The 16,197-nt window shown below is 42.7% G+C and carries 13 protein-coding genes; 8 read left to right on the forward strand and 5 right to left on the reverse strand.

What is annotated here, in order from left to right; all coding sequences use genetic code 11:
* Positions 1 to 47: 47 nt before the first annotated feature.
* The 3 genes from B9T29_RS03930 to B9T29_RS03940 all read right to left on the reverse strand — a co-directional run bounded on the left by B9T29_RS03930 (position 48) and on the right by B9T29_RS03940 (position 2,983).
* The gene (locus B9T29_RS03930) at positions 48 to 740 is read right to left on the reverse strand and encodes an ion channel (RefSeq protein WP_086174666.1); all 693 of its coding nucleotides are present in this window, start codon (positions 738 to 740) and stop codon (positions 48 to 50) included.
* 193 nt (positions 741 to 933) lie between these two features.
* Positions 934 to 2,649, reverse strand: a complete 1,716-nt coding sequence (locus tag B9T29_RS03935; RefSeq protein ID WP_086174781.1) for a cation acetate symporter — start codon at positions 2,647 to 2,649, stop codon at positions 934 to 936.
* Positions 2,650 to 2,653: 4 nt separating this feature from the next.
* A complete protein-coding gene (locus B9T29_RS03940) occupies positions 2,654 to 2,983 on the reverse strand; it encodes a DUF485 domain-containing protein (protein WP_086174667.1) in 330 nt (109 codons plus the stop codon).
* Positions 2,984 to 3,167: 184 nt separating this feature from the next.
* Here B9T29_RS03940 and B9T29_RS03945 point away from each other — a divergent pair, with 184 nt between their 5' ends.
* Both B9T29_RS03945 and B9T29_RS03950 read left to right on the forward strand, forming a co-directional pair.
* Complete coding sequence (locus B9T29_RS03945; protein WP_086174668.1) at positions 3,168 to 6,659, forward strand: PAS domain-containing hybrid sensor histidine kinase/response regulator; 3,492 nt, start codon at positions 3,168 to 3,170, stop codon at positions 6,657 to 6,659.
* Between the two features lie 416 nt (positions 6,660 to 7,075).
* Positions 7,076 to 7,843 (forward strand): hypothetical protein, encoded by a 768-nt coding sequence (locus B9T29_RS03950; RefSeq protein ID WP_086174669.1) that lies wholly within the window; start codon positions 7,076 to 7,078, stop codon positions 7,841 to 7,843.
* Positions 7,844 to 7,982: 139 nt separating this feature from the next.
* Here the strand turns inward: B9T29_RS03950 and B9T29_RS03955 are convergent, their stop codons facing one another.
* Positions 7,983 to 8,633 carry a response regulator gene (locus B9T29_RS03955; RefSeq protein WP_086174782.1) on the reverse strand — a complete coding sequence of 217 codons (651 nt, stop codon included), beginning with the start codon at positions 8,631 to 8,633 and terminating at the stop codon, positions 7,983 to 7,985.
* A 378-nt stretch (positions 8,634 to 9,011) separates the two neighbouring features.
* Here B9T29_RS03955 and msuE point away from each other — a divergent pair, with 378 nt between their 5' ends.
* The 6 genes from msuE (at position 9,012) to B9T29_RS03985 (ending at position 14,550) form a co-directional block, all read left to right on the forward strand.
* A complete protein-coding gene (gene msuE, locus B9T29_RS03960; RefSeq protein ID WP_086174670.1) occupies positions 9,012 to 9,746 on the forward strand; it encodes an FMN reductase in 735 nt (244 codons plus the stop codon).
* A 35-nt stretch (positions 9,747 to 9,781) separates the two neighbouring features.
* Positions 9,782 to 10,888: a dimethylsulfone monooxygenase SfnG gene (gene sfnG, locus B9T29_RS03965; RefSeq protein WP_086174671.1), complete on the forward strand. Its 1,107-nt coding sequence runs from the start codon at positions 9,782 to 9,784 to the stop codon at positions 10,886 to 10,888.
* A gap of 346 nt (positions 10,889 to 11,234) precedes the next feature.
* A complete protein-coding gene (locus tag B9T29_RS03970) occupies positions 11,235 to 12,650 on the forward strand; it encodes a PQQ-dependent sugar dehydrogenase (protein WP_086174672.1) in 1,416 nt (471 codons plus the stop codon).
* A 1,093-nt stretch (positions 12,651 to 13,743) separates the two neighbouring features.
* Positions 13,744 to 13,959 carry a cold-shock protein gene (locus B9T29_RS03975; protein WP_086174673.1) on the forward strand — a complete coding sequence of 72 codons (216 nt, stop codon included), beginning with the start codon at positions 13,744 to 13,746 and terminating at the stop codon, positions 13,957 to 13,959.
* Positions 13,960 to 14,061: 102 nt separating this feature from the next.
* Entirely contained in the window at positions 14,062 to 14,289 is a 228-nt protein-coding gene (locus B9T29_RS03980; protein WP_086174674.1) for a hypothetical protein, read from the forward strand.
* Between the two features lie 63 nt (positions 14,290 to 14,352).
* Entirely contained in the window at positions 14,353 to 14,550 is a 198-nt protein-coding gene (locus B9T29_RS03985) for a hypothetical protein (protein WP_086174675.1), read from the forward strand.
* Positions 14,551 to 14,960: 410 nt separating this feature from the next.
* Here the strand turns inward: B9T29_RS03985 and B9T29_RS03990 are convergent, their stop codons facing one another.
* Positions 14,961 to 16,142, reverse strand: coding sequence for an acyl-CoA dehydrogenase family protein (locus B9T29_RS03990; protein WP_086174676.1), 1,182 nt, complete (start codon positions 16,140 to 16,142; stop codon positions 14,961 to 14,963).
* Positions 16,143 to 16,197: the final 55 nt, after the last annotated feature.

Raw genomic sequence — 16,197 nt, forward strand, 5'->3', positions numbered from 1 at the left:
GTCAAAATAAAGCTTTTAGTTTTCTCCAACTTACTTAAAGTTTTATCTTATTTTTTGGATTTGTCCCGATTAGGCAAATGGGCAATGTATTGCAAAGCAATTAAACGTGAAACAATAAGCGCCAAGTACATGACCCCACAGAACATTTGCAGCAATGCCAGTACACGTGCAGGTGCACTCATGGGAATAAGATCAGACAAGCCTGTGGCAGACTGCAAACTAAAACTCAGGAACAATAGATCAAGCCAGCTTTGTAAACCTGCAACATTGGGATTCTGAAAGCTTCCTGGCACCAGCAGCTGGCAAATGTTATATAAAAATGCAAATCCCCAGGCCAGCAGGGTAAATACCGCTCCCGCAGCAAACAGCTCATCCTGGGTGAGATAGCGGTCTTCAAACATATAACGTAACAGACCATAAGTGGCACTAAAATAAGCAGCGGCCTCAAAGCCATGCGCAGTCACTTGTATTAGCGGGTTCTCTACCCCCAATAAAATCAATGAAGAAAAAAACACCGCCCCAACCACAAAACTCAGTCCCAAGAAGGTAAACATTGGGGTTTGTTTAATAACTTTGGCAATCACCAGTAACACTAATACGCCTAATACCCAGCTTATGGTGCGGTAGGTCATGCTGTAATTGACGGCAACCGATACGATTAGAATAATGAATTGTAATGAGAGCAACCAGGCAGAAGGCAATAAGCGGAAAACTTTCCAAACATCAATAATGGCCTGCATTCACAACTCCACAATGTTTCTGTTCTGGTTTATTTAGGGGCTAGCTTTCTTTTTGTGATTTAACTTAGCATAAACTCCGCTCCCTGTAAGTGACAGATGTGTATAAAAATTTCCCATCTTTATACTCACTCTTTGATAAAGTTTTGAGCATAAAAAAAGTCCCTGACGGGACTTTTTTTAAAGTAGTGATCGCTTAGTGGTCTGACGCACCAGAGATACCAATACCTGTTTGTGAACGTACAAACTGTGCATCAAATGCTTTGCGTTCTGCATGCGCACGTGCAGAGCTGTCAGTCACAGAGAACAACCAGCAGCAGAAGAATGATAATGGCATAGCAAAGATTGCCGGACCATTGAATGGGTTGATTGGTGTATCTGAAATTTGCAATGTATCTACCCAAACTGCTTTAGCCAGTACAATCAATACCACCGCAGTTACCAAACCAACTAAACCGCCCATCACTGCACCACGAGTGGTCAAGCCTTTCCAGAACATTGACAATACCAGTACCGGGAAGTTCGCACACGCCGCTACCGAGAATGCCAAACCAACCATGAATGCAACGTTTTGTTTCTCGAACAAGATACCCAAAATCATTGCGAAAATTGCCAAACCTAAAGTTGCAATTTTAGACATGCGTAGTTCAGATTCAGGCGTTGTTTGGCCTTTCTTGAATACGTTTGCATACAAGTCATGCGAAATTGCTGAAGCACCAGACAATGTCAAACCAGCCACAACTGCAAGAATTGTTGCGAATGCTACTGCTGAAATGAAGCCCATGAACAAGTCACCGCCAACAGCATCAGCCAAGTGAACTGCAGCCATGTTGTTACCACCAACAAGCTCTAGCTTGCCAGTAACTGCCATTTTTGCAACATCAAGGAATTGCGGATTATTTGATACGTAAAGGATCGCACCGAAACCAATGATGAAGGTTAATAGGTAGAAATAACCGATGAAACCTGTAGCCACAACCACTGATTTGCGTGCTTCTTTGGCATCTTTAACGGTAAAGAAACGCATCAAGATATGTGGAAGACCTGCAGTACCAAACATCAATGCCAGACCTAAAGAAATCGCATCAATCGGGTTCGCTGCAAGTTTACCAGGTCCCATGATATTGCCTGCTTCTGCAAGGCTGATTTCATGTACTTTAGAGAATACCTGAATCGATTGTTCAAACATGTTGGTAAAGCTGAAGCCCACACCTTTCATCACCATGAAAGCCATGAAGGTTGCGCCTGAAAGTAACATCACCGCTTTGATGATCTGTACCCAAGTGGTTGCCAACATACCGCCAAAGATTACGTAAGCCATCATTAAAAGGCCCACAATCACCACAGCAATGTTGTAGTTCAAACCGAACAGTAATTTGATCAGCTGACCTGCACCCACCATCTGAGCAATCAGATAAAAGGCAACAACCACCAAAGAGCTGAGTGCTGCCAAGGTACGTACTGGTTTTTCCTCTAAGCGGAATGAAACCACGTCAGACAAGTTGAATTTACCCAGGTTACGTAAACGCTCTGCCACCAGGAACAATACGATTGGCCAACCTACCATGAAACCGAGTGAGTAAAGTAAACCGTCAAAACCTGAACCGAACACAAGTGCAGAAATACCGAGGAACGAAGCGGCTGACATATAGTCACCGGCAATCGCTAAACCATTCTGGAAACCTGAAATACCGCCACCGGCAGTATAGAAGTCTGTAGTACTTGTAGTTTGCTTAGCTGCCCATTTGGTAATAACCAAAGTGAAGCCCACGAAAATCGCGAACATAATAATCGCATGCCAGTTGGTGGCTTGCTGTTCAGCAGCGCCCAAATCTGGACTAGCCATTGCCATACCTGACATCAGTAGTGTAGAAGCAGCAACTGCTTGCGCTTTTAATGAATTCCATTTCATCTGATTATTGTCCTTTTTCATGAGTGATTGCTTCAACTTCACGCATTGCTTCTTCATTCAATGCATCAAGTTTATTGTTCGCAATATACGAATAAACGCCACATAGAATAAAAGACAATACAATAATGCCCAAGCCGAGTGGCATTCCCCAAGTTGTAATACCACCACTAAATGAACTCATCAAGAATTCTTTGTTATAACCAACTAAAAGCATAAATCCAACATAAACAATCAACATGATGATTGTTAAAGTCCAACTTAATCTGCTTTTTCTGCTGACCATTTCTTTAAATTTGGGATTCTGTAGAATACGTTCTACTTGTGCCTCATCCATAATCATACTCCTGTGTGCACCCAGCCATAGGTGAATCTTTTTAATTCGAATTATTTCGTTGTCTAACTTAACAATCTTCTTGGGTTATTGTAATTAATACTTTGGTCGTTAAATTTTGATCAATTAAAGCGGCAAGATTATTAGATAGGGTATCATTACGACATAAATTTACGCTGTAGGCAATATGAACAGTTGGCTCATTATTGGGGTTCTCGCCCTTTATATCGCAATACTTTTTATCTGTGCTTTTTTTGGTGAAAAACACGCGAGTCGATTAAGTACCCGCGGCCGCATGTTACTCTTTAGTCTAACCTTAGGGGTGTATTGCTCCTCCTGGACATTCTACGGTGCAACCGGGGCTGCTGTTCGTGAAGGAATTATCTTTCTTCCCATATACTTGGGCCCCTTAATTTTTGTCTGGGTCGGTTATGATATCTGGCGACGCTTAGGCCGCGTGCGTCAGCATCATGCCATTTCTTCGATTGCAGATTTTGTTGCCGCACGTTATGGCAAAAGTGGTCCTTTGGCATCTTTAGTTACAATTCTTGCAGTCATTGCCATTATTCCCTATCTGGCCTTGCAGCTTAGAGCCATTGCCTTGAGTGCTGCAGTGGTTTTGCAACAAAATACCGGCATACAGGGCACCACCAATAGCGTACTTTTCCTGACCGGAGTTTTAGCCATTTTAGCCATGATTTTCGGTACCCGGCAAATTGCCAATACCGAACAGCATGGCGGCTTAATGCTGGCGGTGGCATTTGAGTCTTTTGTTAAACTGTTTGCCTTGCTGTGTGTGGCATTATTTTTTGTCTTTGATGCACCCGAAAACTTGGGACAGATTTCCAGTGATGTGGTCGATACCTTTAAACAGGTTCAGCTTTTTGGTGTGCCTGAAACCTTTTGGGTACAGACCTTATTAGCCGCACTGGCCGTAATTTGCTTGCCGCGACAATTCCATGTGGCTGTAGTGGAACTACGGGATGAAAAACATATTCGCGGCGCACGTCGCTGGTTTGCCACTTATCTGATTCTGACTACGGTTGCGATTATTCCGATTGCCAGCTGGGCATTGCATGCGGCACCGCACTTTTTAGCGATCCCTGATGTAGCAGTGCTGTCACTGCCGCTGAGTTATGACCAGGAATGGTTGACGCTTTTGGCTTTCTTGGGTGGCTTTTCTGCTTCCACAGGTATGCTGCTGGTCTCTTCCGTGGCCCTGTCGATTATGCTCAGTAATGACCTGATTATGCCCGCCTTATGGCGTAGCGGCTTACTTTCACGTCATGACAAACGTCTGCCTCTGGTGCTGAAATTTACCCGTCGGGTGTGTATTTTAGCCGTCATGCTGCTCGGTTTCTTGTTCTTCCATTTCTTTAATGACATCGACCAGCTATCCGTATTTGGTCTACTGGCTTTCAGTGCCGTGGCACAATTTGCTCCAGCCTTGATTGGTGGCCTGTATTGGCGCGGTGGCAGTAAACAAGGTGTGTATGCCGGTCTGATTGCCGGCTTTGTCATGTGGGCCTATACCTTGTTATTGCCTACCGTACTGCGCAGTCTGCCGGCTGAATACAGTCATTTTAGCCAGCATTTCCTGCTTGCGGGACCTTTTGGTATTAACTGGTTACGTCCAGAAGCCCTGTTTGGTTTTCAATCTTTTGCTCCCCTCACCCATGGCGTGACCTGGGCATTGGGTCTGAATATCCTGCTCTATGTCTGGGTGTCTCGGATTTTCCGGCCCAGCATTGCCGAGCAGATTCAGGCGGAAAGTTTTTTCTATTATGAAACCAAACCTTTGCCGACTCAAAGTAGCTCAAGTGAAATCAATTATTCCCATCAGGATGTTGCCCGTCTGAAAGTTGGCGATTTAATTACCCTGGCCAAACGGATTACCGGTGAAGGACCGGCGACTCAGGCCTTTCGTCAGTTCTGTGCTCAAAACAACGTGGTGCTGAATGAAAATAGCAGTGCCAATGGCATGTGGTGGCGCTTCACTGAACAATATCTTGCCGGAACTATTGGTGCCGCTTCCGCGCGTACCCTGCTTACCACTGCAATGGTAAATAATGGTCTGGCGTTGGGTCAGGTCGCGAATATTCTGGACCAGGCCTCGCAATGGCAGCGTTTTAACCAGAACCTGATCATGACCATGATTGACCATATGACCCAAGGGGTGAGCGTGGTCGATGAAAATATGTGTCTGGTGGCCTGGAACAATCAATATCTCAAGCTGTTCGATTATCCCAAAGATATTGTCTATGTCGGCTGTCCGATTGCCGACCTGATCCGTTATAACGCCGAGCGTGGTGAATGCGGGCCGGGTTCGGTCGAAGAACACGTGCGCAAACGTATTCACTGGATGGCCATGGGCAGTGCGCATGAATTTGAACGGATCCGTAAAGATGGCCGCGTGATCCAGATGCGCGGTAATCCGATTGAAGGCGGCGGCTTCGTCACCACGTTTGCCGACATTACCGCTTTCCGTGAAAATGAAGCCGTACTTGAAGCACGGGTACAAGACCGTACCCAGCAGCTGGCCGATGCACTTTCTGAACAGCAACTGGCACGCGAACAGGCCGACCGTGCCAATATGTCCAAGAGCCGCTTTATTGCCGCTGCCAGTCATGATTTGTTGCAACCGATGCATGCGGCACGTTTGTTTAGTACAGCTTTAGAACAAAGCGTACAGTCGGAGGAAGACCGCAAGACCCTGCAACAGCTTGATCGTGCCTTGCATGGTGCAGAAAGCATGTTGTCTGCCCTGCTGGATATTGCCCGTCTGGAAGGTGGTACCATCCAGCCGAAACGTCAGCCTTACCCATTGCATGATTTATTAAGCGATTTGGAACTGCAATTTAAATCCATTGCCGCACAACGTGGCATTAAATTCAGCGTGCATGATGCCCAGTTCTGGATCGATACCGATCCACAGTGGATTCGCCGTATCATTCAAAACTTTGTCAGTAATGCTTTACGTTATACCGCCAAAGGACGTGTCATTGTCGGTGTGCTGCGTTGTGCCGAAAAACCGCGACATATCCGGATTGGGGTATGGGATACTGGCCCGGGCATTGCCGAAGAACAGCGCATTAAGCTGTTTCAGGAATTTGAGCGCTGCGGCCATACTTCGCCTTGGGGCGAGCAAGGTCTGGGACTCGGCCTGGCCATTGTGCAACGTATGACCAGCCTGCTGGACTATCCGGTACATGTCTATTCCGAATATGGCAAGGGTTCTTGCTTCATGATTGAAGTCCCAATTGTGAATGCGCCGAAAGTGGTGACAACTCCTGTCCAGGCGACTCCGCTGAAAAGCAAGGCCTATAAAATTCTATGTCTGGACAATGATGAAACCATTTTGGAAGGGATGTCTACCTTACTGACCAAATGGGGCTATCAAGTGTTTAAGGCGACTGAACCGGAACAGGCTTTAGAGTTGATTCAGCAAGAGAATATTCAGGTGTGGCTGGTCGATCAGCATCTGAATAACAATAAAATTGGACTGGATTTCATTCTGGAAAATCGTCAGGAACAGGTGCCTGTGGCCTTAATTACCGCAGATTCCGATCCTGAACTGCCGCAACATTTGAAAGAACTGAATATTGTGTTGCTGAAAAAACCGTTAAAACCAGCATCGCTGCGTTCATGGTTATCGGGCCTCAAAATTTCCGGTTCTTAATCCCTTAGCCTCAAATCAGCCGTCCATTGCCTAGCCTGGCAATGGACGTTTTTTCCTCCAAAAATCCAGCTTTTTTCCTTTGATTAACAATTTATTTTTCGCTCTAGGCAAAACTGTTCAATTTCTTTATTTTGACTGCCATTTTATTGACTAAAAATTACACATTTTTATTTACTATGGCATAGAACATCAAAATTTAAATATACACTTGTATACTTGGTTACAATTTTTCAAGCCATTATTTTTTAAAATATTTTTCACTAAAAATCACCTTCATATAACTTTAGTCGTATACCGTTTCCGTTGCTGCCCGCGCATATATAAGAGCAAGAAAAGATCAGTTTTTAGATTTCGATCCAAGTTATAAAAACGCAGCCTAAGAAACTGATCATCCTACACATTACAGGAGTTCCAAGATGAGCATTTCTGAAACCGGCATTTATGATCTGGATCAATCGCAACAGTTTTACCGACAATACGGTGTCAATGCGCTATTACCTGAAATTCAGTGGAATGAACTATTTAAGTACAGCAGATTGGACGACACTCATATCCAGGCTTTGGACACTTTGTATCAAAGTGCAGTTCCCCTCGCCTTACAAGTCTTTGCCGATTTGAATTTCGATGTCTTTAGCCCTGCCGCCTATAAACCGCAAGGCCTAGGCTTATTTGAACGACTGGCAGAACAGGAAGATAAACTGGTTCAATCCCTGCAAACCGAGTCTCGGGACTTAAGCGATAGCGTGCGCCATCAAATCTGGAGCATGCTGTTACGCGGCGGTGCAGTACTGGTGTTTAAGGCCTGGCTGGGTAAAGTCAAAACCGATGCCAATGTCTTAGATACCACCCAATTTGATGAATTATCCGATCTGCTGTTTATTAAAACCCCACCCTTGGATCTGGCCAGCCATCTGGGTGTTAATCCGCAGGCCAATGAAGATCATATTTTCCTGCTGTATGGCAATGATGTTTATCTGGACCGTTTTAACAGTCTGGAAACCGCAGCCTTATTTGTCGACCTCGGTGTCTATGATGCTGCATTTTTAAGTTTGCGCGATGACAGCGTGGCTGAATATCTGAAAGAAAAAGCATACGTGTCGCAGGAACAGATTGATGATCTGCAATGTGCGTTAAATCCATTATTTTGCACCGACCACATCCCTAAACAAAGTTGTGTGGCCTAATTTTAAAGCTGAAAACTCATTTCAAAAGCAGTTTCAAAAGCAGTTTCAAAAGCAGTTTCAAAAGCACATAGCATAAAAAAGGCACCTGAATGAGGTGCCTTTTTTATGCAATTTTTATGTCATGCTGCATTCAACAACATTACATTTTCTTTTCTTCAATATTCAAGGCACTAATCGCCAATACTGCCTGAGTACGGTTTTGCACCCCAAGCTTACGGAAAATGGCGGTGACATGCGCTTTAATGGTTGCTTCAGAAACATCCAGCTCATAAGCAATCTGTTTATTCAGCAAACCTTCCGCCACCATCATCAATACGCGGAACTGTTGCGGGGTAAGCGACTGGATACGTTCTGCCAGTGCAGTTTCATCTGCCGCACGCGGGTCAAAGTTCATGTTGGCAGGCAAGTTTGGCGGCAACCAGATTTCCCCTTCCAGTACCTGACGGATCGCCTCACCAATATGGCTAGGATGCGCAGATTTCGGAATATAGCCCATCGCACCATGGGCTATGGCACGTTGAATAATGGACACTTCTTCATGCGCAGACACCACAATAATCGGAATGGACGGATATTGTGCACGAACATGCACCAAAGCCGAAAAGCCCGAAGCTCCCGGTAAATTGAGATCCAGCAAAACCAAATCTGGTTCCGGCCCATTATCTAAGCGTTCATAAAACTCATTTACTGCAGCTGTTTCCTGAATTTGCGCTTGCGGCAAGCTATAACGAACGGCTTGAATCAAGGCATGACGAAACAGTGGATGATCATCAACGATTAAAATATTCATAAGCAACAACATGAAGGATCTTGTGCACATTAAGCTTATTCTAACCACACAAGGACTATTAAGGATATGCAATCAATAACTTTTTTCATCTAATATGAGATTATTTTCTCAAAAAACTCCTTTTTTTAAGGTTTTTCGAAAAATCATCAAACCTAATCATATTTTGATATAAATTTTATCGATCAGCTCAAAATGCTTATTACTAATGAATATAAATATAAAAATCAAAATATTAAGAGATGTAAAAGTCCATTTCAATGAGTTTATTCTTCATATCTTAAAATCAGATAACTTTTCTTGATTTGCTTATTTTACAGAATATGCCTGCTGTTGATTAATAAACCTATTCCGAGATTTTATGTTTTAGGTTATTCGAAAATGTCTATTTTAAATGCGCAAAAACCATTGAATATTGTGGCTGTATCAGGTGGATTAAACAATCCTTCTAAAACCGAAGCGTTGGTACAAGCGATTATTGATGAATTAGGTGAAGCCACTCCAATTCATGTTCATTTTATCAAATTTAGCGAAATCGGTTCTTTACTTGGCGGTGCAATTTACCGTAACCAGTTGCCACAACGTGTACAAGATGACCTGGCAGCAGTTGAAGCAGCAGATGCCTTAATTGTAGGTACGCCGGTTTACCGTGCCTCATTTACCGGTCTGTTCAAACACTTCTTTGACTTTGTAGAACAAACTGCACTGGTCGATGTACCGGTACTTCTTGCAGCATCGGGTGGCAGTGAACGTCATGCTTTGGTGCTTGAACATCAATTGCGTCCATTATTCAGCTTTTTCCAGGCACAAACTTTACCCATCGGCGTCTATGCAACCGACAGAGACTTTACCCCTGAATACACCATTCACAGCGAGCTGCTGCGCGACCGCATTACCCTCGCGGTAGCACGTGCATTGCCAATTCTTGAATGGGCACCGGCGAAAGGTCAACGTGCTGAAGTGGTCAAAGAGAAATCTCAACAAGCCAACCAGAACCTGGGTATCAACAAGCAAATTGAACAGGAAGAAGTTCTTCCTTCTGCTGCAGTACCAAGCCTTGATGCTGCTGAAGCGCGCCTGCACAGCAAAAAAGCACCCAAGTCACAAGTGGCTTAAGGCAGCTAAAGAATTACATCCTGAGGGTTTGCAAAATGTCGCGACAAGATAAAAACATTACATTTGCTTATTGGGTGCCAAACGTCAGCGGTGGTTTGGTGGTCAGTGATATTGAACAGCGTACGGACTGGAGTTATGACTATAACGTACGTCTAGCGCAAGCCGCGGAAAAAAGTGGTTTTGAATATGCCTTAACCCAGATTCGTTTTACTGCCGGTTATAACGCAGAAAATCAGCACGAATCTGTCAGCTTCAGTCATGGCATCTTGGCCAAAACTGAAAAACTTAAAGTGATTGCTGCAATTTTGCCAGGTCCGTGGAAACCGGCACTGGCTGCCAAACAATTAGCAACTATCGATCACCTTACCAATGGCCGTATTGCCATTAACGTGGTCAGTGGCTGGTTCCGCGGTGAGTTTGATGCCATTGGTGAAGAATGGCCGGAACATGACCAGCGTTATGCACGTTCTGAAGAATTCATTCGCAGCTTAAAAGGCGTATGGACGCAGGATCATTTCAGTTTTGATGGCAAGTTCTATCAGTTCAAGGACTATACCCTGTCGCCAAAACCGGTACAAAAACCGCATATTGAAATCTTTCAGGGCGGTAGCTCACGTGCAGCGCGTGATATGGCATCTCGTGTATCGGACTGGTACTTTACCAACGGAAATACCCCGGAAGAGCTGAAAAAGCAGATTGATGATATCCGTGAAAAAGCCAAAGCCAATAACCATACCGTAAAAATTGGCGTGAATGCATTTGTGATTGCCCGAGATACGGAAGAAGAAGCGCAAGCCGTGCTGCAGGAAATTGTGACCAAGGCCAATGTTCAGGCAGTGAAATCTTTTGGTGAGGCCACCCGTGAAGCGGGTGCTGCAACAGCAGAGGGTGAAGGTAACTGGGCAAAATCGACCTTTGAAGATTTGGTGCAGTACAACGATGGCTTTAAGACCAATTTAATTGGTACACCGCAGCAAATTGCAGAACGTATAGTTGAACTTAAAGCAGTCGGTGTGGATCTGGTTTTGTCCGGCTTCTTACATTTTATTGAAGAAGTGGAATATTTTGGACAAAAAGTGTTGCCATTGGTTCGTGAACTGGAAGCGCAACAGCTGGCTGTTGTCACGCCTAAGTCTGCTTAATCTCGGTAATCAAACAGACGGTACATGAACTCAAACTATAATAATCAAATGGCATTTCCAACTTTCCCTCAAGGCTCGGCTTGAGGGATTTTTTTTGCTTGTATAGCAGAAATTTTAAGCTTAATAGAAGCAATTAGTTCTTGCCATCCTTTCTACTCCATCAAGTGTATTAGCCAGTCTTGTTAAATTTTTTAGCGCTTTCTTTCAGATGAGCATTGGAATTGATACCTTGAAGCCAAAAAGCAATAACCAATCGGCAACCAGAAAAAACAAGAACAGCATGGTGGCTGCTTCAACTAACTTTTAAAGTAAGGCGATAGCGGCAAAAAATAAGCTGGAAATAAAGATGTCTGCTCAACTTTTACTGCCTCTTGCGGGCTCTGCCATTGTATTGGCACTCACCGGATGTGCATCACCATCCAAGTCTCCCATTACCGACAGTTATGGTCCTCAACCGCATCTGCCTGAACCCAAGTCAAGTTTGTTTCCTACGGTCAATATCGCCCCTGCCACAGGCTGGCCTGCGGGTACCATGCCCACCCCCGCTGCAGGCTTAAAAGTACAGGCCTTTGCCAAAGAACTTGAGCATCCGCGTTGGCTATATGTGTTGCCGAATGGTGATGTGCTGGTGGCCGAAACCGATGCACCGCCCAAGCCGGATGACAGCAAGGGTTTTAGAGGCAAAATCATGAAACTGCTGATGAAGCGTGCCGGTTCATCACATCCGAGTGCCAACCGCATTAGCCTGCTGCGTGACAGCAATGGCGATGGCGTGGCTGACCAAAAAACCGTATTTCTACAAAATCTGAACTCACCCTTTGGCATAGCGCTGGTTGGTAATATGCTGTACGTGGCCAATACCGACTCGCTCATGCGCTTTCCTTACCAACAAGGTGCAACCCGAATTACAGCAAGCGGCAGCAAAGTACTGGATTTACCGGGCGGCACCTTAAACCACCATTGGACCAAAAACGTGATTGCCAATCCTGCGGGCAGCAAACTCTATATTACTGTGGGATCAAACAGTAACGTGGCGGAAAATGGATTAGACCAGGAAGCTGGCCGGGCCCTGATTATGGAATTTGATATTGCCAGTGGCAAAGCACGACCCTTTGCCACAGGGCTACGCAACCCCAACGGGATGGACTGGCAACCTCAGAGCGGCACGCTTTGGACAGTCGTGAATGAGCGGGATGAAATTGGCAATGACCTGGTGCCTGATTACCTGACTTCGGTCAAAGACGGTGCTTTTTATGGCTGGCCCTATAGCTATTATGGCCAACATGTAGACACGCGGGTAAAACCACAAAATCCTGAGCTGGTCGCACGTGCGACTAAGCCTGATTATGCACTCGGTAGCCATACCGCCTCCTTAGGCCTGACATTTTATACTGCCGAATTAATGCCTCAATACCACGGTGGTGCGCTGATTGGTCAGCATGGCTCATGGAACCGTAAGCCGCATAGTGGCTATAAAGTTATTTTTGTGCCATTTCGAAATGGCCAACCGTCAGGTCTTCCACAAGATGTACTGTCGGGATTTTTAAGCGATCAGGGTGATGCACTTGGCCGCCCTGTTGGCGTAGCGGTTGATCGTTCCGGGGCTATTTTAGTGGCTGATGATGTCGGCAATGTGATTTGGCGTGTATCACCCATCGGGACAATGATGGATCACCGTCCAATCAATAAAACGATTAGCCCTGCTTCTGCGAGTCAACAGCCTGTAAGTTCACAATCTGATTCAGAAAAAGCAGCCCAGTAATCATGGCTGAATAAAATGACATAAAAAAAAGCCCGACATCCTATCGGGCTTTTTCGTATGGGTGAGTTAAGCATGACTCCTGTCTTGCTTCACGATCCTGGTGTATGAACGTTTTATTGTTGTTTTCTGTTCCGGAACTTCCTGTTCCTGTATGACTTCATCATAGGAAAAAAATCTGGCTGTGCCCATCCGCAAAATCCTTAAATTGATGTGCGCCAGAGCGTACAGAGCCGAGTAATTTTTATTCCGATAGTAGTCCGTAGAATTTGTGGATTTTTCTGGCACAGCAACTATTAAGAAATCAGCAAAACTGACTATTTTTTAATAAAATTATTGGCAAGAGATTTTATGTTAAATAAAACCTAAAACATTAGATCTCTTTCATAAATCAAAAAATGTTTAATATTTGATTTTTTTAAATCAGCACGGCCTCATTTGATTGATTTAATTTTTTTGCCTTTTCGTAGGCAATCTCTCTACTTTTGAAAGGTCAAAAGTAGACAAAAACCTTTTATTTCCCATACACGACATCCTTGTCGTGATGGGAAATGTGTGGCATCCATGCCACACTCATGAATCTAATATTGACTAAAATCTATTTTCAATTTTGGCTTTACGAACAATTTTTAGTTTCTAAAATGATTTATGAAAGAAGTCTATTACAAAAGCTGTTTGCATATGGGAAAAAACATCATTCCTAAAATTAGAACACCCAATATTATTACTATGAAACTATACAATCGCATTGATTGACTGGGTTAAAAAAAATGTCATTCGAGCAGATTAAACCTATTTAATAGCAATCACAATTAAAGAACAATAATATGTTATTGAATTAATTTATTTTTTATAAAGTATGGATTTTTTATAAAAAAAACAAATATATATATAAAAAAACTTGATTATTTCTGTTTTTAGTGTATATTTAACTTAACTAGAAAAAAGTCTTGTTTCGGTAAATCTTCTTTAAGTATCGCAGTTTTAGTCATAATCCTTCGTTTTTTTCAGATTTTAAGTCTCATTCTTTATTATTTCAAAGTTATAATCAGTCAACAAAATGACTAAAAAATTATTAAAATTAGTAGGATATATTATGTCAAACTCAAATGTTGTTAAAGGTACTGTTAAGTGGTTTAACGAAACTAAAGGTTTTGGTTTCATTCAACAAGAATCGGGTCCAGACGTTTTTGCTCATTTCAGCGAAATCGCGAGTTCAGGTTTCAAAACCTTACTTGAAGGCCAGCAAGTTGAATTCAGTATAGCTCAAGGTCAAAAAGGACCGAATGCTGTAAATATTGTTGCTATCTAAGTAATAATAGGCAGCAATAAAAAGCACTCATGAGTGCTTTTTTTATACTTTAAAATTTGTTTTCAAAATTGAAAAAAAAATCTCTAAAAAATAGGATATAAGTTGTTAAAAATAAATGATTTAATTGCAAAATCTAAAAATGGTACTGAAATTATTGTTTCATTAATTCCTCTCAATAAAATGCAGAATACACGTCAAGGTTTTAAACAAATTGAAGTCGGTAAAAGAGTTCTGCTGGAATCTGGAATCGAGGTTGATTTAAATTTGGATGGCCGTACATTTTACACTTCTCCAAATCAGTTATTTAAATTAAACCATAAAGTTCCTTAGAGATAAAATTAATAAACATCAATAAATTAGGTTTTTCCCACTAAAATTTTATTAAGGGTATATATGTTTAAACAGAGTCTCAGCGTGAAAGATCAGTTTGGTGTTAAACACGCTATTCAAGCAACAGTGGATCATCAGTTTGCCAACACGCAATCTCATTCGAATATAAAATATATCACCGTTGATGGTGAAGATATTCGACCTGGTTTTGAAATGTTTTTCCAAAGTACTTTGAGTGGAAAAATTTTTAAAATCTTATAGATAATAATAATTTGTATTAGATCATTACGTGTTAGCTAAAGATAATCTAGATTCAATTTTAGAAAGTAAAAAAAACTAGCATCTAATTGGAACTAAACCTTTATTTGTATATACCAAAGTACCTGCTGGAAAGCCTGTACTTATCTTATGATGTAAGGTGATTAACTTCTCTTTTATCTGTTTATATTTTTAATTGATAATTAATCAGTTTTTCTAAAATTAACATCATACACTTTATACGAAATTAAAATTTATTTTTATAAATCATTGATTTAAGCATAATGAAAAAACCTAATCTTTACAAATTAGGCTTTTTAAATGATTTTTCACGTTCCACGATCTTAATTCATTTTTAAATCTAAAAATAAAAGAAAAGCCTCCTATATTGGGAGGCTTTTTTGAATATCAGATTACGAATAAAAACTCGGATCAGGCACTTTAGCCGTTAACACCCACTCCCCAATTTCCTGATACTTATAATCAATCGGATCATGCAGCGTCTGGGTACGGACATTACGCCAGAAACGGTCCAGGTTTAATTTGGCTGTGGTGGCACGAGCACCCATCACCTGGAAAATATTTTGTGTCACAAATAGCGAAGTATTGGTTGCTGCAATTTTAGCAGTCGCAATGGCAATACTCACTTCACCGCGTTGCTCGGCTGTTAAATCTTCGCCAATCTCCCAGGCTTTCTGTAGTGTCTCTACTGCTTTATTTGCCAGTAAACGCACACCTTCAAGCTGCACATAAAACTCGGCAAAATGCTTTTGCGTAAACGGATCATTTATGGCATTTTCAGCCAAAGATTTGGACCAGGCTTTTTGACTTTGCACGGTTTGTCTGGCGGTTTCAAAAGCCCCTTCTGCCACACCTAAAAACAGATGCACAAAAATCAGTTGCGCAATCAGCGGACGTAGGCTCGAATACGGCGTACTGAGTGGTCCCGGATTGAGCAGTAATTCATGATGTTGAATTTTAACCTGCTCAAAGTGACTGGTACCACTATCGGTCTGGCGTTGTCCCATATTGTTCCAGTCACCTAAAAAACTCACCCCTTCACGTGCGGTCGGAATCACAGCTATCAGCAATTTGCCTTCATCGTTATAGCCCGAGCATAGCAATACATCTGAATCGATCGAACCTGAGCAAAAGCTTTTATCACCATGAAACACGTATTCGTTTTCCGAAATTTTTTCTGCTGTAGTCCGACGATCTAGCGGATTTAAGGTATTGCCCCAAAACAGGTTTTCTTTGGCTGTTTGTTCAAACCATTTGCCATACTGTTTAGGCTGTGAAAACAGTTGCACCGTCGCAATCAGCAAATGATGAAAGCCATAAACATGCGCCAGTGAACTGTCGACCTGGGCAATGACCTGAATGGTCTGAAATACCGTTTTCCAGTCCGCGCCCTGCCCCCCATATTGCGATGGAATGGCAAGTCCCAGTAAACCACTTTGACGGATTAAATCACGTTCAAATTTAGGATTTCCACCTTGCTTGTCGCGTTCCGCAGCGGTGATTGCAAATTGTTCCGCAAGTTGTTGAGCGATGTGTAATGGATTTGAAGTTAAAAGTGGAGATGAAGCATTCATAATATGATCTGATTATTGCTATATTTTTAGCTTAGCAGATGATGTTTTGCTGCAT

The sequence above is a fragment of the Acinetobacter sp. ANC 3903 genome, from assembly GCF_002135315.1.
Classification (GTDB): Bacteria; Pseudomonadota; Gammaproteobacteria; order Pseudomonadales; family Moraxellaceae; genus Acinetobacter.